This window comes from Limosilactobacillus caecicola (assembly GCF_943192935.1).
GTDB classification, from domain to species: Bacteria; Bacillota; Bacilli; order Lactobacillales; family Lactobacillaceae; genus Limosilactobacillus; species Limosilactobacillus caecicola.
This window is the reverse complement of the sequence record NZ_CALPCI010000001.1, coordinates 41,594-63,488: the sequence shown is the minus strand read 5'-3', so window position 1 is coordinate 63,488 and position 21,895 is coordinate 41,594. Positions and strand designations below refer to the sequence as shown.

The window sequence follows — 21,895 nt, the reverse complement described above, 5'->3', positions numbered from 1 at the left end:
ATGAAGGTTATTAAAAACTATTTGTATAACGTGGTATATCAAGTCCTGTTATTGATTGTTCCACTAATCACGGTTCCCTACATCTCCCGTGTATTGGGGCCTGATCTGGTTGGGATTAACTCTTATACGAATAGCTGGATGACCTTCTTTTTGTTGTTTGGTCAGATGGGAATTGCTCTGTATGGTAACAGAGAAATTGCGTATCATCGGGAGAACCTTGAAGAAAGATCCAGAATATTCTGGGGGATTGAATTATTACAAGGCTTAACAATTATTTTAGCTCTTACATTATATCTTGTTGCTGTTTTGATCTTTAGCTCCACTTTTAAAGTGTATTTTCTCTTACAGTCGCTATGGATTGTTGCAGCAGGAGTCGATGTTTCCTGGTACTTTATGGGAATGGAAGATTTTCAAAGGATCGTTACAAGAAACCTAATAGTAAAGTTAATTTCGGTAGCTCTGATTTTCCTATTAGTTAAAGGTCATGCAGATTTAGGGAAATACATTTTATTGTTAGGCTTTTCAAGTTTAGCTGGGAATTTAACATTATGGCCATATTTACGTAAGGCTATAAAATGGGTCCCAATTAAATATTGGAAACCATTTTCCCATTTTTATCCATCTTTACTACTCTTTATTCCGACTATTACAACTCAAATATATCTTGTGGTGAATAGGCTGATGTTGGGGAGAATGTCTTCCCAAAATCAATTAGGTCAGTTTGAAAATACTGATAAAATTGTTAAGGTTGTTTTAGCAGTTGTAACGGCTTCAGGACAAGTTATGTTACCTCATATTGCAAACAAGTTCTCAAACGGCGATATCAAAGGAGTTCGCACAAGTCTTTATAATTCTTTTGACTTTATTACGGCTATAGCCGTCCCAATGATGTTTGGGCTAATGGCAATTGCAGTCCCGTTAGCTCCCTGGTTTTTAGGCGCTTCGTTCGCACCTGCCGGTAAATTAATGATGTTTGAGTCGCCAATCATTTTATTTATTGCTTGGAGTAACGTTACTGGGACGCAATATTTAATGCCGGTAAATAGAACTAATGAATATACGATTTCAGTTTCTATCGGTGCAATCGTGAATATTATTTCTAATGTTTTATTAATTGCAATCTGGAATGCAAAAGGTGCGGCAATTTCAACGGTAATTTCTGAATTTGCTGTCACGGCAGTACAATTAATTTATATTAGAAATACAATAAGCCGGAGAAAATTATTTGATTCTATTTGGAAATACCTTGTGAGTGGTATTATTATGTTTGTGATCGTATTCAGATTAAGCCGTATTATAAGTATGTCGGTCCCTAATCTTCTTGTTGAAGTAGCTGCGGGAGCGATTGTATACTGTGTTGGCGTTATATTACTACACGCCCCGATTGTTGACCAAGCTGTAAAATTAATTAATAAACGGAAAGAAAAAAATTAGTAAGGAATTTTATTATGGTAATGTATGTTATCACCCATAAGCATTTTAACTACACATTGTTGCCTGATGGGTATAAGCCATTGATGGTGGGAGCTAATAAAAATTCTAATCCAGATGATTTTTTGACGGATAATACTGGTGTGAACATATCTGATAAAAACCCAAGTTATTGTGAACTCACAGGTCTTTATTGGATGTGGAAGAATCCTAATCAAAACAAGAATGTTGGATTGTCGCATTATCGACGATTTTTTGCTAGCTTTAATAATCGGAAGTCTATGTATTGCAAAATGCTTGTTAGTGGGCACGTAAATCCTATTCGAACAGACGAACTTGATGCACTATTACGCGAGGGTTATCAATGGATTGTTCCCCAACCTGAAAGCGGTGGTCCGGGCACACTATGGAACCAATTTGATAGAAATCATAACATAAACGATTTACGGGTTCTTGAAAAAATAATCACACAAGATTTTCCAGACTATAAGCCTGCTTTCGATAAATACATGAAACACTCAAAAAAGGGCTCCTTTTATAATATGTTTTATACAACTAAACAGGAAATGGATAATTATTGTGAATGGCTATTTTCAGTCTTAAGCAAAGTAGAGTTAGCAACGGATATTTCAAATTATGATAAATATCAACAAAGATTGTACGGCTTTTTTGGAGAAAGATTATTGAATGTATGGTTGATTAAGCGTCAGGCCCAAATTAAGTATTTACCAGTATTCAATATGGATTCTGCGGGCCGTAAGCAAGTACTTAAGCTGATTAAGGAAAGAATTATTTACTAAAAAATGATAAAATATTTTTGATAATCTTTATAGGGAGGCTACCATGAAAGGTATTATTCTTGCGGGTGGTTCAGGGACACGTTTGTATCCGATCACTCGTGGTATTTCAAAACAATTAATTCCAGTGTATGACAAGCCAATGGTTTATTATCCATTGTCCACGTTAATGTTGGCTGGAATTCGTGACGTGTTGGTAATTTCTACCCCTGAATTTATGCCACTATTCCAAAACCTATTGGGCGATGGCTCTGATTTAGGGATGAATTTCTCATACAAAGTGCAGGAAAAGCCAAATGGCTTGGCTGAAGCCTTTATCCTTGGTGCCGACTTTATTGGTAATGACAGTGTCTGCTTAATTTTAGGTGACAATATTTTCTATGGCTCTGGCCTGTCAAAATTATTGCAATCTGCTGCGCAAAAGGATACTGGCGCCACTGTCTTTGGTTACCACGTTAACGATCCAGAACGGTTTGGGGTCGTGGAATTTGATGACCATCAACATGCTTTGTCGATTGAAGAAAAGCCGAAGGTGCCAAAGAGCAATTATGCAATTACCGGGCTCTACTTCTATGACAATCATGTCGTGGATATTGCTAAGCAAATCAAGCCTTCTGACCGTGGTGAATTAGAAATCACGGATGTTAATAACGAATACCTGAAGGCGGGCCAATTAGATGTGAAGCTCATGGGTCGGGGGTATGCTTGGTTAGATACTGGGACCCACGATGCGATGCTTGAAGCAGCCAACTTCATTTCCACAATCGAAAAGCGGGAAAGTCTGAAGGTTGCTTGCCTGGAAGAAATTGCTTACCGGATGGGATACATTGATCAGGCCCAACTGATCAAGTTGGCCCAACCACTCAAGAAGAATGATTATGGTCAGTACATGTTACGGCTGGCCCGTGAAAACTAAAGGAGATATACAATGGCTTTAAAAGTATTAGATACAAATTTACCTGATGCCAAAATCGTCGAAACCGACGTTTTTGGTGACCACCGGGGGTTCTTTACTGAGACCTACACCAAGAATAAGTTTGAAAAGGCGGGCATTGATGTTGAATTTACTCAAGATAACCAATCCCTCTCTGTTGAACCAGGTGTTTTGCGTGGTTTGCACTATCAATTAGCCCCATATTCGCAAACGAAGTTATTGCGGGCCGTTACTGGTGCCATCTACGATGTGATCGTTGACATTCGGAAGAGTTCCCCGGCTTATGGTAAGTGGCAAGGATTTATCCTCAGTGAATACAACCACCGTCAATTGTTAGTGCCAAAGGGTTTTGCCCATGGCTTTGTGACCTTAACACCTAACGTAAACGTGGCTTACAAGGTCGATGGCTACTACGCTCCTGAAGCGGATCGCGGAATTGCCTTTGATGATCCTGACCTTAACATCGATTGGCCAATGCCAAAGGAACACCTGATCCTGTCTGAAAAGGACCAACACCATCCATCATTCAAGGATGCCGAAATTAACTTTACGTATGGGGAGGACTAATTAGTATGAATATCTTAGTTACCGGTGGTGCCGGTTTTATCGGTAGTAATTTTATCCACTACATGTTAGCTGAACACCCAGATGACACCATTATTAATTTGGACCTGTTAACCTACGCGGGTAACATTCATAATCTTGACGATATCAAGGACAATCCTCGTTACCACTTCGTAAAGGGCAACATCGTTAACCGTGAACTAGTGACACATTTGGTTCACGAATTTGATATTGACCACATCGTTAACTTTGCGGCCGAATCCCACGTTGACCGTTCCATCCTGCATCCCGAGGCCTTTGTCGAAACTAATGTTCAAGGAACTCTAGCACTGCTGGACGTTGCCAAGCGGGAAGGTGTTGAAAAGTTCCTGCAGGTTTCTACGGACGAAGTTTATGGAACCCTTGGTGCTGACGGCTACTTTACCGAAGATACCCCATTAGCACCTAATTCACCATATTCAGCTTCCAAGGCGAGTGCTGACTTGATGGTGCGGGCTTACCACAATACCTACGGTTTAAACGTCAACATCACCCGTTGTTCTAATAACTACGGTCCTTACCAATTCCCTGAAAAGTTGATTCCATTGATGGTTTCTAACGCCATGGATGGGAAGAAGTTACCAATTTACGGTGATGGTAAGAACGTCCGTGACTGGTTATACGTCATGGACCACTGCCGGGCCATTGATTTGGTCTTACGCAAGGGTAAGTCTGGTGAGGTCTACAATGTTGGGGGCCACAACGAACGGAACAACAACGAAATTGTTCACCTCATCGTTAAACACCTTGGTGCCTCTGAAGACCTGATCGAATACGTTCAAGACCGGTTAGGGCACGACCGTCGTTACGGAATTGACCCAACCAAGATTGAAACGGAACTGGGTTGGAAGCCAGAATACACTTTTGATACTGGTATTATCAAAACCATTGATTGGTACACCAGTAACGAAGACTGGTGGCGTCCACTCAAGGCCAAGGCACAATTAAAATAAGATTAATCTGAGAGGGAGTTCAGCTCCCTCTTTTTTGGAGGGAAGACAATGGCAGATTATTTAATTACGGGTTGTAATGGACAATTGGGGACGGAACTTTGTCATTTGCTCGATGAACAGGGGATCGCTTATACCGCCTTTGATTCTCAAGGAATGGACATTACAGACCGTGACCAAGTAATGAAGGTAATTACGCAGGAAAAGCCGCAAGTGATATTTCACTGTGCTGCTTTTACAGCTGTGGATGCGGCTGAAGACGAGAAAAGGGATTTGAATTGGCAAGTTAACGTCGATGGAACGCAAAACGTGGCCGACGCAGCCAAAAAGGTCGGCGCTAAGCTGGTCTACATTAGTACTGATTACGTCTTCGATGGGACCAACCAAGGTGAATACCAAGTGGATGCCCCAACTAATCCCAAAAACGAATATGGAAAAGCCAAGTTAGCCGGGGAACAGGCCGTTGAAAATACTCTGACCGATTATTACATCATTCGGACTTCGTGGGTCTTTGGCCAGTACGGTCATAATTTTGTCTTTACGATGCTCAAACTGGCTGAAACATATGACAAGCTTACAGTGGTCGATGACCAAGTCGGGCGGCCAACCTGGACACGGACGCTCGCTGAGTTCATGCTGCACCTGGTACAAACGAATGCGCCATTTGGCATGTATCAGTTGTCGAATGACGGTGATTGTTCCTGGTTTAAATTTGCGAGTGAGATCCTGAAGGATCACGATGTGGATGTCCAACCGGTGACCTCAGAACAATATCCGCAAAAGGCCTATCGTCCCCGTCACTCAGTCATGAGTCTCGAAAAAGCCAAGGCAACTGGCTTCACGATTCCAACCTGGCAAGAAGCACTCCAGCAATTTTTAGCTGATGTAACTGAATAAGGATTAAGGGATGACCGACATGGTCATCTTTTTTATATTGCATTCGTGTTACAACAGTATGTCGATTATTATCAATCCAATAACAAAACCGCCGTTTTACGCACAACTGGGATTGCCTGTGATAATCTAATAATCGTTGAAATTGATAATTAAATCTTAAAAGAAATTAAACGTATTTAAAGAAAGGCTTGAGTTTTTAGTTTATGGATTCTAAGAAACATTACAAGATGTACAAAAGTGGTAAGAAATGGTGCTACGCAGCCATCGCGACCGTTTCGGTTGCCTTGGGTGCGTTTGCAGCCAACGGTGTGACTGTCCAAGCGGACACGACTGCAAATGCCAATGCCCAAAGTGCAGTTTCCACTACAACAAGCACAACCACTTCAGATTCTTTAGCTAACTCGACTAGTGCCACTACTAACGCCACTAGTGCTGCTACCAGCAACACGACTGCCCAAGCAGCCACCACTACGAGTGCTAATACGACAGCATCTACTACTACCCAAACTTGGGAACCAACAACTACTAATCTCCAAGCTCCACAATCTTCTGACACGAGCAACAATGGTTCATTAGACAGTGTCAGTGTAGCGGATGGGACCTTAACCGTTTCAGGTTGGAACGCTTCTAACCAGGATTATGGTAAGGACTACCACTACATCATTGTCTACGACCAAACCCAAGGCAAAGAATTGGCTCGTCAAGCCGTTCAAAATACCCAACGGACCGACGTTGAGAATGCCTACCCCAACATTTATAATGCTGAATATTCTGGTTTCACCGCTAGTTTTAACATTAACAGTTCAGATTACTTAAACGACACGATTCAAATCATCAGTCGTTACAGTAATCAGGCTGATGGAGAAGGCGATTACGCTGACCTGTGGTTCTCACCAGTTACTTTCAAGAACCAATCAACTAGTAGCCTTGAATCTGTTTCCAACAACGGAGATGGTTCGATCACCGTTAGTGGGACGGATGCAAACAACCAAACTTATGGTAAGGATTACCATTACGTGATCCTTTACGATGTAACTACTGGCAAGCAATTGGATTCTGTTAAGGTCAGCAACACTGCTAGTGGCACGTCAACTAACAATGTCTATAACTCTGCTAATTCCAAGTTCACCGCTTCATTAAACTACAGCGGTTTATCTTCACTTTCTGATCAAATTGCGATCGTCAGTCGTTACTCTGATTCTAGTGAAGGCAATGGTGGTGCTGGGAACTACGTTGACCACTGGTTCAACCTAAACAACACGAACCGCGCTAACCTGGATAGCTTTAACTTAAGCAACGGTTCAACTGTTGAAGTTAGTGGCTGGAACGCTACTGACAACAGTGTTTTTGCTAACGCTCAATACATTATTTTATATGACAACACCGCTCAACGCCAAGTGGCCGTCAAGAAGGTTACCTCCGTTAACCGGGCCGACGTTGCCAAGGCCTACTCAGACTACGTCAATGCCGCTCAGTCTGGCTTCAGCACCAGCTTTGACAGCAGCCTGTTGACTAAGGGACATAACTACTCCGTTGTCAGTCGGTATTCCCTATCAACCACTGGTAACGGAGATGATGGTACCGGCTCATACGTTGATAACTGGATGGGCAACATCACCTTAAATGGTTATGGCTACTCCATTGATTCCATCAAGCAAACTGCCAATGGTGTTCAAATCACTGGTTGGATGGCTGACAACGCCACCGTTGATGGTGAAACGAACCCATACATTATCATGTTGGTAAATGGCAAAGAAGTTAGCCGCCAAAAGGTTACTTTGACCAAGCGGACTGACGTTGCCAAGGCTTATTCACAAGTGAACAACAGCTTGAACAGTGGATTTAACGTGACGTTCAACATTGACTCCAGTCAAATTGACGGTAACATCCAATTTGTTATCCGGTTCTCTGACTCTGCTGATGGGGAAGGTAACCACAGTGATCAATGGACCCGGGAATACACTTCCAACGCCGGTGCGATTGATAACTTTACAATTGGTGACAGCACCATCCACGTGAGTGGTTGGCACGCCGCAATGAATGCCCAGGGAATGACCCACGAATTCATTATCATTACGGATTTGAACGGGAACGAACTTTACCGGACTGAATTAACTGGTAGCCAAAAGAACATCAGTCGTTCAGATGTTGCTGCAGCTTACCCATGGATTGCGGATGCCAACGAATCTGGTTTCAGTGTTGACATTCCACTTTCTGACTCAATGCAACATAAGCAAATCAAGGTTTACCACCGTTACTCCAATTCTGCGGATGGTAACTCCGATTACGTTGACTTTGTCACGGTTGAATCAGTTAACTCTGGTTGGCAAGGTAACAAGTACTACGACCCATATACTGGTCAAATGGCTACGGGGACGGTTACCATTGATGGTAAGACCTACACCTTTGACAGCAATGGTAACCTGATGGACAAGCAACAAACTGCCGTTGATAAGGCCTTATCTGTCTTGGGAACGGCATATGTTTGGGGTGGGAACACTCCAGCCGGTTTTGACTGTTCTGGATTAGTACAATGGGCTTACGGCTTAAGCAGCAGTTACCGGACGACATACCAACAACAAAGTTTAGGTACTCACCACTACGACGTTTACAATGCGCCACTTGGTGCCTTAGTCTTCTTCGGTAGTGATGCCGCACCATACCACGTGGGGATTTCCCTTGGTAACGGTACTTTTGTTCACGCACCAGAAACTGGCGATGTGGTTAAGATTACAAATATGGCTTACTACACTCCAAGTTTTTATGTTGTATTATAATTTCCTGTTATAATAGACATGTGGACGTTCAGAGAAAGGGGTATAGTAATGGAAATGAAAAAAATCGCAACCACGATGCTGGCGAGTGCCCTGGTCCTGTCATTGGCAGCGTGTGGGAATAAATCAACTTCAGAAACTAATCATGATAAGGCGGCAAGTAGTCAAGTGACTAAGAGTAAAAAGTCTCATTCTAGTTCTGCCAAGAGTAGCAGTGCTAAAAAGCAAAGCAGTAACAAGAACTCATCATCTGATGACGTAGAAACCACTAGCACTTCTTCGTCGACGAACACGACGATTAATGGTGTCAAGAACAGTGCCACTGCTAGTTCCGTTAGTCAACGGCAAACGCCGGTGATGACGGCTACGGATGCTCGGAACATGGTCAAGGAACACTTGGGTAACCAACGGGCCAACTCATTGGAAGCCGGTAATGGTGAACCAACGCAACCAACGGCAGATTCCATTGATAACTTCTCAGCTGTTCAAAATGGAACCAATGATTGGACGATTTCTGGTACCTACGGTGGCAAGACCTATACTTACCACGTCACTCCAAGTGCCATCACGGGTGCCTAATCAGGTTAAATAGTGTATAATTTATCGGTACGGGATTTTCTGTACCGATTTTTTTGTATCAAAAAGGGGAAACTATGGATAAGTTATCAATCGTTGTTCCTTGCTATAACGAAGAGGAATCAATCCCACTCTTTTTTCCGGCCGTGGAAAAGGTGGTTAACACTATTGAGGGACTGACAACTGAATATTGGTTTGTCAATGATGGTTCAGCTGACCACACATTAGAAGAACTTCGTCACTTGCATACAGAGAATCCTGAGAAGGTGCATTACGTTTCCTTCTCCCGTAATTTTGGCAAGGAAGCGGCCTTGTACGCTGGACTACAGGCTGCTACTGGCGACTATGTCGTGGTGATGGATGTTGATTTGCAGGACCCACCGTCTTTTTTGACCCAGATGTACGAACTGCTCAAGAGTGGTGAATACGACTGCGTCGGGACTCGGCGAGTGGACCGGACAGGAGAGGCCAAATTTAAGTCGTTCCTGAGCAGCCAGTTTTACCACGTGATTAACAAACTTTCACAAACTAACATTGTGCCGGGAGCTAGAGATTATCGGATGATGACCCGGCAGATGGTGAATGCCGTCCTGTCTCTGAAGGAATATGACCGCTTCTCCAAGGGAATCTTTAGCTGGGTTGGTTTTAAGACCAAGTACCTCGATTACCACAATGTCGAACGGGTCGCAGGAGAAACTGATTGGTCCACCTGGAAGCTCTTTAAATATGCGATGAATGGGATTGCGGACTTTTCACAGGCACCATTATCGTTAGCGGTTTGGCTCGGGTCAGGATCGTTCGTTCTTTCGATCTTAGGAATCATTTTTGTAATTATTCGTCGCCTTCTTGAACCCAGCAGTAGTGTCTTTGGCTGGGCTTCACTAGTCTGCTTGATTCTCCTGATTGGAGGCTTGCAACTCTTATGTATCGGCATTGTCGGTAAGTACATTGGGCGGATTTATATTCAAACCAAGCGGCGGCCAATTTATATCATTAAGGAAAAGCAATAATGTTAAATAAAAAAGCGGTCCTTTTCTGGACCATTGAAATCTTACTAGTCGTAACGTTAATCTGGGTCTGTACAAAGATTAAATTCGTCTTTCACCCTTTCTTAGTCTTTATTTCGGTTGTCTTTGTGCCCGTCATTATTTCACTGTTCTTGTATTATATGCTTAGGCCAGTTTTGAAATTGCTGCTGAAAGTACACATTGGTAAGCATTACATGCCCCGTGGTGTAGCCAGCATTATCATTGTGTTAGCTTTAATCCTGATTGTGGTGGGGGTCATTTCTGCAATTATTCCGCCGATGGTCAATGAATTGACCCAAATCGTCAAGGGTTTACCAACGGCGGCAAAGGAAACAGAAAAGTGGCTGATTCACTTATCTAAGCATCCAGCGTTCAAAGACGTTGACTTTAATGCCTACTATAAGCAAATGACCCACCGGCTCTCGCAGTCGTCTGAAACGATTTTACAGGGGATTACCAGTCAGGCAGGGAATGTAATTGGCATGGTGACTAGCACGGTCATCGTTGCCATTACGGTTCCGGTGATGCTCTTTTACATGCTCAAGGACAGTGACAAGTTTGTCCCGAGTATTCAGAAGTACTTTTCGAAAAAGCACGGTGAAGAAGTTGGGAAGCTCCTCCACCAAATGAATGCGACCTTGTCATCATATATTTCAGGCCAAGCGATTGAATGTATCTTTGTGGCCATTGCCACGAGTATCGGGTACTTAATCATTGGACAACCGGCCGCAATTATCCTTGGTTTGGTTGCTGGAGCCACGAACATGATTCCTTATGTTGGTCCATATATCGGGATTGCCCCAGCACTGATGGTGGCGATTGCGGTGGCCCCTCAGAAGATTATTTGGGTGATCGTCGTTGTACTAATTGTTCAACAAATTGACGGGAATATTATTTACCCGAACATCATTGGTAAGTCTCTACAGATTCATCCGCTCACGATCATTATGTTGCTGTTAGCCGCTGGGAACATTGCCGGAATCCCGGGCATGATCCTTTGTATTCCATTCTATGCGGTCGTTAAAACGATTTTTAACTATGTTTGGTCAATTTACCAGGTTGAAAAAGGCCACCAACAATAAAAGCCATTCACAATCGGGCATTCCGATGTGAATGGCTTTTGCTTTAGTATGAGTAACCGTAAGATGATTCGCTACTACCATATCCGTAACTATTACTGTATGATGAGCGACTACTTACTGAAGATGATAAGGATCCAGTGGTCGTTGAACTACTTCGTTTCGAACTGCTGCCGCTTCCAGCGACGTTGTATTCAGCATTCCCTGGGAGGACGAACGTGGTATTGGTATACCCATCGTAGTTCTTTTGTGCTTTGTACATCTTGGTTTCGTAATTTGTGACTGTCTTGGGTTTCAGGCCAAGTTGTTTCCGAATCAGTTTCGAAACCCGGTTGATTTCTTTTGGACTAGCAATTTGGAAGGACGTCCCATCAATCGTGGCATCCTGTCCCTTAAAGTGGTATGTCTTGACGTTGTTCATGGCGGAACGGTAGTTTCCGTAAAGCACGGAGATACTATCCAATGGGATGTTGGTCTTGACCCCATCTTTGACGGCCTTCAGGATCTTGTTCACGGCACTAACGGAACCGGACTTCTTGAACTTACTAATGACACTCTTCATGACTTGTTGTTGACGCTTTTGCCGACCATAGTCATTATTCGGATCTTCGTACCGCATCCGGGAGTACTTCAGCGCAAGGTTACCATTCAAGTGTTGTTTACCCTTTGGGAAGTGATGGCCTTCGTAGGTGAAGGCAAATGGGTTGTTGACGTCGACCCCACCAACGGCATTGACGACCTTTTTCAAGACGCCCATGTTGACGACGGCATAGTAGTCAATTGGAATCCCGAGCAGTTCCTTGACTTGTTTTACGGTTTGTTTAGCACCACCGATGGAGTAGGCGGCGTTGATCTTAACGTAGTCAGCGCCGTCACTCGTGTTGACCCGTACCAAGGTATCCCGTGGAATACTAGTCATGGTGATTGTTTGCTTCTTAGGGTTCACCGTAATGACTTCCAAGGTATCGGTGTTTCCACCAGTGTTCCCCCGATTCAAGGCCCCGACGTCAGTCCCCATGGCCAAGACTGACACGGGCTTTCCTTCAGCGAGTTTTTTATCAATCTTCCCATCACCAGAGGAGAAGACCCCTTTGGCAGTACTATGCAATTGGTGGTATTCATACCCACCACCGATCAAAAGGATCAATCCAACCAGACAAATGATCGTCCAGACCCACTTATGACTACCGTGGTGACGGTGAATATAGGGTGGACGGTGATCAAAGTCACCATCGACATTATGATGGATTCGTTCTTCTAGTTCATGGCGATATTCAGCGCGTGTTTCATGTTCGTCATTCATAGTTGACAACCTCGATGTAAATTTCTAAAAAGTTTGTTTCTATCCTAACTTTCTGACTATATCAAATCAAGTCAGTCGCGTCAATTCAGACTGTTTTATTTTAACACTTATGTAAGTTTTTATGGTTGATTTCCTATTATATGCGTGCTGATTGTGATAACATTATTAAGATAATGCTTGAAAGGACGATTAAATCAATGACGACAGCAAAACAGCTAGCTGAAGCAGTGAATAAGCGGCGGACCTTTGCAATTATTTCCCACCCGGACGCGGGGAAGACGACCATTACTGAGCAAATGCTGCTCTTTGGTGGAATTGTTCGTGAAGCGGGGACTGTCAAGGGACGGGGTAGTAACAATTTTGCCAAGTCGGACTGGATGGAAATCGAGCAAAAGCGGGGAATTTCTGTCACGTCTTCCGTCATGCAGTTTGATTTCGAAGGCAAACGGATTAATATCCTGGACACCCCAGGACACGAAGACTTTTCTGAAGATACCTATCGGACCTTAATGGCGGTGGATTCAGCTGTCATGGTCATCGACGGGGCCAAGGGGATTGAACCCCAAACCCGGAAACTCTTCCAAATTTGTAAGATGCGGGGAATTCCGATCTTTACCTTTATTAATAAGTTTGACCGTGATGCCCGTGACCCACTGGACTTGATGAACGAAATCGAGGAAACGTTGGGGATTGAGACGTATCCAATGGATTGGCCAATTGGCATGGGTCGCCAATTTATGGGCGTGTACGACCGCTATAACAAGCGGGTGGCTTTGACTCACCCGACAGATGAGGAAAATCCTTACTTACCACTGGATGATGATGGAAACGTTATTGGTGAAAACCCACTCGCCGATGAAGGTGAGTGGAAGGACGCTATGGATGGTATCGAACTAATTGAAATGGCTGGGAATGAATTTGATGAAGATAAAATTATCAAGGGTGATCAGACGCCCGTCTTCTTTGGTTCAGCCTTAACTAATTTTGGGGTGCGAACTTTCTTAGAAACCTACCTGAAATACGCGCCGGCACCAAGCGCCCACAAGACCGAAGATGGCGAAGAAATTCAACCACTGGATTCCGAATTCTCCGGTTTTGTCTTTAAGATTCAAGCGAACATGAACCCGAAGCACCGGGATCGGATTGCCTTTGTGCGGGTTTGCTCAGGCGAATTCGATAAGGGCATGGACGTCACTTTGGAGCGGACGCAGAAGCCAGTCCGATTATCTAACGTGACGGAATTTATGGCAAATACCCGGGAAAACGTTGAAAAGGCCGTTGCTGGAGACATTATCGGTTTGTACGACACAGGTAACTTCCAAATTGGTGACTCGATTTATACCGGTAAAAAAGATATTAAATTCGAAAAGTTGCCGCAATTTACCCCAGAGTTATTTATGCGGGTTTCTGCCAAGAACGTCATGAAGCAGAAATCCTTCCATAAAGGGATTAACCAACTGGTTCAAGAAGGGGCGATCCAGCTCTTCCAAAGTTACAATTCCAATGACTACATTTTAGGTGCAGTCGGTCAACTCCAATTTGAAGTTTTCAAGTTTCGGATGCAGAACGAATACAATTCTGAAGTGGTCATGGAACCAATGGGCAATAAGACCGCTCGGTGGATTGACCCAGAGCAATTGGATCCAAAGATGTCTTCATCACGGAATATCCTTGTGAAGGATATAAATGGAGATCCACTGTTCCTGTTTGAAAACCAATTTGCGGAAAATTGGTTTAAGCAAAAGTATCCAGATGTGAAGTTGACGGCGAAATTGTAAAAAGTGGAGAATATTTATGGATAATATTGCTGTTTTAATACCTTGTTACAATGAGGGGCAAACTATTGAAAAGGTTGTCACGGATTGTGAAAAAGCCATTTCTGGTTATCCGAATTCACATGTGTATGTGTATGACAATAATTCTTCCGATAATACTGTTGAATTAGCTACAAAGGCTGGTGCGATTGTTAGGCATGAGTACATGCAGGGGAAAGGCAACGTCATTCGGCGAATGTTTCGCGAAATTAATGCTAAGTGTTATGTGATGATTGATGGTGACGATACATATCCCGCACAAGATATTCCTAAAATGGCAGATTTTATACTCAACCAAAATTACGATATGGTTGTAGGGGATCGACTGAGCTCAAGCTATTTTTCAGAGAACAAGCGACCATTCCACGGAATTGGCAATAAATTAGTCCGTGGAATCATTAACTTTTTCTTTAAAAACGATATTAGAGACATTATGACTGGATACCGGGCCTTCAGCTTAGAGTTTGTTAAAACATATCCAGTTTTGTCACATGGCTTTGAGATTGAAACGGAAATGAGTATTTTTGCTGTAGTTAATAATCTTGCAGTTAAAAACTACGTTATCGATTACCGTGATCGACCAGCAGGGAGTGAATCGAAACTTAATACTTTTTCTGATGGGGTTAAGGTCTTACGATTAATTGGGACATTGTATCGAAATTATAAACCATTCCAATTTTATGGGCTCTTCTCGTTGTTATTGATAATTCTTGCTTTATTAATCTTTATTCCACACGTATGGATCCCGTATCGAATGACGGGGAAGGTTGCAAATATGCCGACCTTGATTGTATGTGGATTTTGTATTATTGCTGGGATTATCTCTTTCTATAGTGGCTTAATGTTAGATGCAATCCAGCGTAAAGAGCGTCGCGAATTTGAATTTAGGTTACATCAAATCAAGGAAATGTATGATGACTGGGAATAAGATGAGTTTTTTTAAATTAAAAAAAATTAATGTAAGTTTATTGCTATACTCTTTTGTTTTAACTGTTGTTTGTTTTGTATCTTTAGGCATCTCTGTTAGTGGAATCAGATATAATTTCAAACCACTTTATACTGATATCTTTGCAACGGCTAATAGTATTAAATTTGTTAACCCAGGTATAATAGGATTTTTGGGATATTTAATATTATGGGGGATTTTGTACTTTATTTTCGAAAAAACATTTAGTTTTATAAACGGTCGTACATTTATTTCCAACAATAATAACGAGTATATTCGTCGTGTATTAATTATATCCGCAGTGATATTGATAATAATTTGGCTACCATGTTTACTTACGTTTTATCCTGGTGGAATATATTCAGATACAGAGAATTCTATTGCACAAGCTTTTAAATTTGTCCCTTTAAAAAACCATCATCCTATTTTGTACACATTATCTTGGCGATTTTTAATTAAAATAGGCGCTCTTTTTCATTTTAAAATGGAAAATGTTTTATTTTTATATGCCATACTACAATTCTTAGGGATATTAATAGCATGTGAATATTCAATATATGTTCTAATGAAGCACAATATTAATAAAGTTGTTATTATTTTAACAATTATTTATTTTGCTATATTTAGTATTTTCCCCATGTATATTGTTTCTTTGTGGAAAGATACACCGTTTGCCATATTTTTCTGCCTATTTAGTACTTTTTTATATGATAACTTTGGAAACAAAAATAAATCTAACGGTATATTGCAAAAAGTATCTTATTGTGTATTATCCTTTTTAATAGTTTTCTCTCGGAATAATGCAATCTATATTTATCTTGGTTTAACAATTATGCTATTTATATATTCCTTTTTTAATAAGGAAGTTAAACCCTTTAGTAAATTATCATTACTGCTAGTAATACTCTTTTATATTATACAAGGCCCAATTTTTGGAGCACTCAATTTAAATTCCGATGAAAAAGTAGAATCACTTGGTGAGCCATTACAACAAACAGCATATATATTGAGTAGTGGTAAAGATGTTCAATTGGATAAAGCTGATTGGAAAACTATAGACAAAATTATGCCATTAGGTGTTATGAAAAAAGAATATCGACCTTTTATTGTTGATACACTTAAGTGGGCTAAGGGATCTAAGGGGTTTAATCAATCATATTTTAATCATCATGTACATCATTTTATTATGATTTATATTAAGTTAGTTGCTCAACATCCAGTTTTGGCATTGAAAGGGTATTTACTAGCTAATGAGGGATTTTGGGATCCCTTTAAACAAATGAATGTTGCATACGTTAATTATAGCGAATGGCCAGGAGTAAATATAAATCAGCATAGCCTTTTGCCTAAAAGCATTAGCGAGAAAGTGTCTAATTTATATATTCCTAAATTTATAATTAGCAATGCTGTTTATGGTTGGATCATATTAACATGTTATATTTTGGCAATATTAAAGTTTAAGTTTCGGTCTTTAAAAAATATATTTTATTATCCAAGTATATTGCTTTGGTTAACATTTTTGATAGCTACACCAGTGGCCTTTCAATTTAGATATATATTTCCACTAGCTTTGGTTCTGCCATTGTGCATAGCACGGCTATTTGATGCATCAAATAAATCATAGAATTATTAAGGTTTATTCAAGGTAATAGAATTTTATAGATGGTGGTAGATAATTTAATATTTTTAGTGGAGCTTGTATTAGTTGGGCTTATATCATTTTTAATAGTGCCAATTTATTTAATCTTCATCATGTACATTAGCATAATTGCGATTATCGAAATTATGCCTTTATGATCAAAAAGATGTTTTTAGATGGGAGCGATAATAATTTTACTGGGCTTTATGGTGTATAGCTGATCTCGATTAGTGTGATCAATGTTAGTAAAATTTTCAGGGGACAGGTATCGCTATTGATTCACTATCGAAGAGGAAATATATACCAGATAATGGATAATTATGAAATAATTGTGGAGGAAAAATTCGGTAATGAAACATAAAATTAGTAAATTAAATTTAATATATATAATAGGTATGTTAATACTTATGACTATATTTTTAGTTATTTATTCGCATAGATATAGCTATATTATGACTACTGCAACTGCGGACTCAACGCTTCAAGTTAAGCTTGCTATGAATATAAGTGCAGGAAATTGGTTAGGAAAATATAATGAGGTTACTTTAGCAAAAGGACTATCCTTTCCTTTATTGTTGGTTGTTTTTCATTTTTTAAGAATTCCATTTCAATTAGGAATTGGATTATTCAACATAATATCAGTGGTATTATTTGAGATCGTTATTGTTCCATATTTCAAACATAAGCGAGCATATTCATTAGCCATTTTATTTATTCTATTATTTAATCCTGTATTATTACAGTGTACAATGGCACTACCTTATCGAGATAGTACCGCTTATGGAAGCATAATAATATTAATGACATGGATAATAGGGGCTGTCTTAAATTTGATGGTTGATTTTTACAAACAGTCGTTTAACGTATCAGTAATTTGTGGTTGTTTTGGACTGTTTTATTGGAATAATTTAAGAGAGGATTCTAGTTGGATATATCCATTTATATTCTGCGCTTTGTTTGTTTGTTTGTTAGCTACAATCAAATATCATCGCTTTGTTACAAGAGCAGTGGCGTGTATTGTATTTCCCATCATGTCATTGGCTATATGTAATAGTATAATTGCTTACCAAAATTATACGCATTACAATCGATTTGTTGTTAACGAGTATAAATCGCGTGATTTCAAGGCTGCTATTGGCACTATGTCAGCGATTAAGAATCGTAACTGGGTTATTAACGTTCCTGTAAATTCTGCGGCTCGCACTGCTATGTACAAAAATGTGCCTGTCTCAAGAAAATTACAAAAGTATCTTGACACCAATGCTTCTGGAAATGTTCAGGGATTAAAATACGTTGGGGTAAAAGAACCAAGTTTTGGTAATGATTATCAAGGAGGATGGTTTCCTTGGGCGTACAGAGGTGCTCTTGTTCGTGCATATCATATTCATGATTCTGCAGAAATGAAGAAATATAATAATAAATTAGCTCAGGAAATTGTGCAAGCATCTAGACAGGGTAAAATTGCTGGGCCCACCTCTATTAGGCGATCATTGGTTGCTCCTTATAATTCTAAGATTGTAAGGCCAATAATGTTGGCTATAATTCCATCCTTTTCAACGTTTTTTCAAGTTAGAGATTATGTAGTTGACATCCCAAAATTAAGTGGTCAAAATATTAAGATCAGAGATAAAATGATCAAATACTTGAATGTAGTGATCCCTAGAAGTAATAATAATTCAGTTATACCCAAAAAAATATTAATCCCTTATAAAAAAATATATGTGTTTATCCAATTTATTTTAACAATGACGATAATGCTAGAATGCTTTTATGTTTTGCTACATAGTGTTTGGAAACGGGATTGGAATAGTTTATGGGTATTACTTATAGTATTAGGACTGGGTTTATCTATTATTGAGCGTATATTAATGTTAATTTATGTAAGTATTACATCATTTGCAGCAATTTTTACTCAATATCTAGTCTCAGCATATGCTTTATTATCGATAATGATAATTAGTGGCTTATTACTATTTGACCGCTATTTATGGAAAAATAAAGGAGAAAAAAATGGTTAAAAATGTTGAATTATCAATTATCATGCCTTGCCTTAACGAACATGAAACTTTAGAGGCAAGTATTCAAGAGGCTTTAAAATTCTATCGTGACCATCCTGATGTGAAGGGCGAAGTTTTGATTGCTGATAATGGTAGTACTGACGGTAGCATTGAAATTGCAGAAAAATATGCTGATCAAGGAGTACGAGTTGCACATATTAAAAATAAGGGGTATGGTAACGCGCTCATTGGCGGCACTAAAGCTGCTTACGGTAAATACTGTATTATGGGTGATCCAGACAACAGCTATGATTTTTACCATTTAATGCCATTCATTGAGCGTTTACGAAATGGTTACGACCTGGTTATGGGAAATCGGTTTAAGGGTGGTATTGAGAAAGGGGCAATGCCGTGGTCCCACCGCTATATTGGTACTCCAGTGCTTTCCTTTATTGGTAGACTTTTTTACCATAACAAGATTGGTGACTTCAATTGTGGCCTTCGTGGGTATAATCGTAAACGGATCATGGATCTACATTTGCGGACGACTGGAATGGAATATGCCAGTGAGATGATCGTCCAGGCTGCCTTGCACGGCTATAAAATTGCGGAAGTTCCTACAGTTCTTAGAGTTGATGGTCGTTCTTCAGCACCACACTTAAGCACTTGGAGTGATGGGTGGAGACACTTGCGCTTTTTGTTAATGTACAGTCCTAAGTGGTTATTCTTTTACCCTGGTGTAGTGATGATTTTGATTGGCATCTTAGGGATGCTGGGAATACTTTGGGGCTCTCGGAATTTGAGTACAGCCCGGTTTAGTGTCAACACTTCCTTATTCTGTGGTGGTTTATTGCTTGCAGGCATTCAAAACCTATTATTCACTATTTATAGTTATATTTATGCTAAAAATACAAGCTACTTCCCAGTAAAGGACAGCACTATTAGTAAATTAGAAAATTTGACTATGGATAAAGGTGTATTTGTTGGTGTTATTGTATTTATTATTGGCTTGATACTAACGATTATTTCCTTAGTTGTATGGGGACGTCATGATTTCGGTAGTTTAAATGTCATGAATACCCTAAGAATTACAATTCCGGCAGTTATTTTCATGATTACTGGTATTCAAGTTATCTTCGGATCTTTCTTTGCTGGAATTTTGAATATTAAGGTGCAAAAGTAAATATTTGTAGAAATAAATGTCAGTTAAGAAAAGAATTCAATGGATTGAAGTGCAACAGAAAAGTTAGACAAAGTTAAATAGTTAAGCTGCTAAGGCATGATTACGGTAATCTACCGGAGTCATGCCTTTAGTTTTTAAAGAGATTCGTTCGTTATTAAAGTGCTCAATATAAGTTAATGACAGTTTTGTTAGTTCAGTGATGTTGTTACAAGGCGGTAGGCCTTGTAGTAGTTCGGTTTTATAAAGGTGAAAGAAACTTTCGATTGGTGCGTTGTCATGACAATTTCCCTTACGGGACATGCTTTGAATAAAATGATGATCCTTCAGTTTTTGGGTATAGTATTCCAACTGATAATGCCAACCTTGATCAGAATGAATAATTGGTTGGGCATCGTCAGGTAAATGCTCTAAAAGCTCATTTAAGGTGTTCGTAATTAATGTTTGGTTAGGATGACTACTAATTTGAAAAGCCAACACTTCTTTACTGGCTTCATCGGTCATTGCCGAAACGTAAGCCCACTGACGATTAGCCAAGCGTACTTGAGTGACATCTGTATGGATAACTTGATATGGTTTTCGGGAATTGAAATGTTGTTGTAAAACATTATCAGCTACTCTACCAACACGGCCGTGGTAAGAAGAATATTTACCATTGCGATGGCGATTGTATAGTTCAACCTGAACACCTAATTTAGCCATTAGGCGTCTGATTGTCGTACCAGCTAAGTGGATTCCTAAGCGATCTAATCGAGCTTGAACTCTTCGATAACCATATGTTAAGCGCCCTCGTACTTTACCCTGTTCACAAATCCGAAGGATTTCTTGCTTAACTTCACGATACTTGTCATCTTGATTCGCAATTCGTTTTCGTTCGTCATGATAAGTAGCTTTCGCCAATTTCATATGGATAAGTAAATCACCAATCTTATAACGCTTATTTTTAGGTAATTCTGCTTGTTCTGCCCTGATCTGATCCACTATTTGTGTTTTCTTTCGGGCTTTGAGGGTCCGAACAGGGCCAATGATTTTTTAAGATGTCACGATCAATTTTAGTGTTGTATAACTCTTGTTTAGTACGCGCTAGTTCTTCTCTAAGTTGATCAATTTCTTTTTTCTCTACCAGTTTTTGCTTTTGCTTTTTTGTCTGCTTTTTCACCTTTGATGGCCTACCTTTTCGATGCGGTTTAAGCGCATCGTAGCCATATTTGATGAAGGCATGGCGCCAACCAGCAATCTGGCTGGGAAGCAAGTCAAATTTAGCAGCTACTTGCGCATAAGGTTCCGCATGAGTTTGATAGTAGTCTATCACATGCCATTTAAATTTAGCAGAGAAAACTCGTTTACGATGACGTTGCTTAAAGCTTTTAATTCCTTGTAATTGGTACTGTTGTATCCATTTGCGGATCAGACGGGCCGATATATTATACTTTCTTTCTAAAGAATAAGAGCTTAAGCCTTCAGTTATATATTCCACGTACAATACCCCTTAAGGTTGACACTTTAAATAATAAAAGTGTTACCTTAGGGGGTGTTTTTAGTTACTAGTTATTCAAACACTGAGAAATTACGACTACTAAGTGACGCTCAAGATTCTGATTACCAGCTAACAGTACTCTCGGATTATCTTCAGGTTCGGGACTCGAACATGCGAAAGTGGATTAAACAGTTTCTGTTATCTGGCTTGTCCGGTATTATCCGGCCTAAGCATAATCGTAAGTATCCAATCAAAATTAAACGAAAGGCCAGTGAAGACTATTTAGAAGGTATATTATCGACTCAAGAGATTCTCATAAAGTACCAAATTCGCAATGTTTCTCAACTTCACCAGTGGATTATCCAGCACAAAGTAGCAAGCTATTAAAAAACTAATGAAACTGGAAAGTATGCCAGAAAAATGGGGCGCAAAGTATCCTTAGAAGAGAAAATACCGCATTGTACAGTGAG

Annotated in this window: 18 protein-coding genes; 15 read left to right on the top strand and 3 right to left on the bottom strand. The window is 40.1% G+C overall.

Annotated features, from left to right (window positions below; all coding sequences use genetic code 11):
- From NFR43_RS00235 to NFR43_RS00190, 10 genes are all read left to right on the top strand, one after another.
- Entirely contained in the window at positions 1 to 1,434 is a 1,434-nt protein-coding gene (locus tag NFR43_RS00235) for an oligosaccharide flippase family protein (protein ID WP_251545348.1), read from the top strand.
- Between the two features lie 14 nt (positions 1,435 to 1,448).
- Positions 1,449 to 2,231 (top strand): DUF4422 domain-containing protein, encoded by a 783-nt coding sequence (locus NFR43_RS00230; RefSeq protein WP_251545347.1) that lies wholly within the window; start codon positions 1,449 to 1,451, stop codon positions 2,229 to 2,231.
- A gap of 43 nt (positions 2,232 to 2,274) precedes the next feature.
- Positions 2,275 to 3,144, top strand: coding sequence for a glucose-1-phosphate thymidylyltransferase RfbA (rfbA, locus tag NFR43_RS00225; RefSeq protein ID WP_251545346.1), 870 nt, complete (start codon positions 2,275 to 2,277; stop codon positions 3,142 to 3,144).
- Between the two features lie 12 nt (positions 3,145 to 3,156).
- A complete protein-coding gene (rfbC, locus tag NFR43_RS00220; RefSeq protein WP_251545345.1) occupies positions 3,157 to 3,729 on the top strand; it encodes a dTDP-4-dehydrorhamnose 3,5-epimerase in 573 nt (190 codons plus the stop codon).
- A gap of 5 nt (positions 3,730 to 3,734) precedes the next feature.
- On the top strand, positions 3,735 to 4,718 hold the full coding sequence (rfbB, locus tag NFR43_RS00215; RefSeq protein ID WP_251545344.1) for a dTDP-glucose 4,6-dehydratase: 984 nt from the start codon (positions 3,735 to 3,737) through the stop codon (positions 4,716 to 4,718).
- A gap of 48 nt (positions 4,719 to 4,766) precedes the next feature.
- On the top strand, positions 4,767 to 5,612 hold the full coding sequence (gene rfbD / locus NFR43_RS00210; protein ID WP_251545343.1) for a dTDP-4-dehydrorhamnose reductase: 846 nt from the start codon (positions 4,767 to 4,769) through the stop codon (positions 5,610 to 5,612).
- Positions 5,613 to 5,815: 203 nt separating this feature from the next.
- Positions 5,816 to 8,389 carry an NlpC/P60 family protein gene (locus tag NFR43_RS00205; protein WP_251545341.1) on the top strand — a complete coding sequence of 858 codons (2,574 nt, stop codon included), beginning with the start codon at positions 5,816 to 5,818 and terminating at the stop codon, positions 8,387 to 8,389.
- A gap of 48 nt (positions 8,390 to 8,437) precedes the next feature.
- Complete coding sequence (locus NFR43_RS00200; RefSeq protein ID WP_251545339.1) at positions 8,438 to 8,965, top strand: hypothetical protein; 528 nt, start codon at positions 8,438 to 8,440, stop codon at positions 8,963 to 8,965.
- Between the two features lie 74 nt (positions 8,966 to 9,039).
- Positions 9,040 to 9,972, top strand: a complete 933-nt coding sequence (locus NFR43_RS00195) for a glycosyltransferase family 2 protein (protein ID WP_251545337.1) — start codon at positions 9,040 to 9,042, stop codon at positions 9,970 to 9,972.
- Positions 9,972 to 11,072, top strand: coding sequence for an AI-2E family transporter (locus tag NFR43_RS00190; RefSeq protein WP_251545335.1), 1,101 nt, complete (start codon positions 9,972 to 9,974; stop codon positions 11,070 to 11,072). Before NFR43_RS00195 ends, NFR43_RS00190 begins: the two co-directional genes overlap by 1 nt.
- A 43-nt stretch (positions 11,073 to 11,115) precedes the next feature.
- On the opposite strand, the gene NFR43_RS00185 is transcribed toward NFR43_RS00190, so the two are convergent.
- Positions 11,116 to 12,372: an LCP family protein gene (locus NFR43_RS00185; protein ID WP_251545333.1), complete on the bottom strand. Its 1,257-nt coding sequence runs from the start codon at positions 12,370 to 12,372 to the stop codon at positions 11,116 to 11,118.
- A 197-nt stretch (positions 12,373 to 12,569) separates the two neighbouring features.
- Here NFR43_RS00185 and NFR43_RS00180 point away from each other — a divergent pair, with 197 nt between their 5' ends.
- From NFR43_RS00180 to NFR43_RS00160, 5 genes are all read left to right on the top strand, one after another.
- The gene (locus NFR43_RS00180) at positions 12,570 to 14,150 is read left to right on the top strand and encodes a peptide chain release factor 3 (RefSeq protein WP_251545331.1); all 1,581 of its coding nucleotides are present in this window, start codon (positions 12,570 to 12,572) and stop codon (positions 14,148 to 14,150) included.
- Between the two features lie 16 nt (positions 14,151 to 14,166).
- Positions 14,167 to 15,114, top strand: a complete 948-nt coding sequence (locus tag NFR43_RS00175; protein ID WP_251545329.1) for a glycosyltransferase family 2 protein — start codon at positions 14,167 to 14,169, stop codon at positions 15,112 to 15,114.
- Positions 15,101 to 16,756: a DUF6020 family protein gene (locus NFR43_RS00170; RefSeq protein ID WP_251545327.1), complete on the top strand. Its 1,656-nt coding sequence runs from the start codon at positions 15,101 to 15,103 to the stop codon at positions 16,754 to 16,756. Before NFR43_RS00175 ends, NFR43_RS00170 begins: the two co-directional genes overlap by 14 nt.
- Positions 16,757 to 17,121: 365 nt before the next feature.
- Complete coding sequence (locus NFR43_RS00165) at positions 17,122 to 18,789, top strand: hypothetical protein (RefSeq protein ID WP_251545326.1); 1,668 nt, start codon at positions 17,122 to 17,124, stop codon at positions 18,787 to 18,789.
- A complete protein-coding gene (locus NFR43_RS00160; RefSeq protein ID WP_251545324.1) occupies positions 18,782 to 19,951 on the top strand; it encodes a glycosyltransferase family 2 protein in 1,170 nt (389 codons plus the stop codon). The genes NFR43_RS00165 and NFR43_RS00160 overlap by 8 nt, the downstream gene beginning before the upstream one ends.
- 81 nt (positions 19,952 to 20,032) lie before the next feature.
- Here the strand turns inward: NFR43_RS00160 and NFR43_RS00155 are convergent, their stop codons facing one another.
- Positions 20,033 to 20,929, bottom strand: a complete 897-nt coding sequence (locus NFR43_RS00155) for an IS3 family transposase (RefSeq protein ID WP_251545322.1) — start codon at positions 20,927 to 20,929, stop codon at positions 20,033 to 20,035.
- A complete protein-coding gene (locus NFR43_RS00150; RefSeq protein ID WP_251545320.1) occupies positions 20,892 to 21,425 on the bottom strand; it encodes a helix-turn-helix domain-containing protein in 534 nt (177 codons plus the stop codon). The genes NFR43_RS00155 and NFR43_RS00150 overlap by 38 nt, the downstream gene beginning before the upstream one ends.
- Between the last annotated feature and the right edge of the window lie 470 nt (positions 21,426 to 21,895).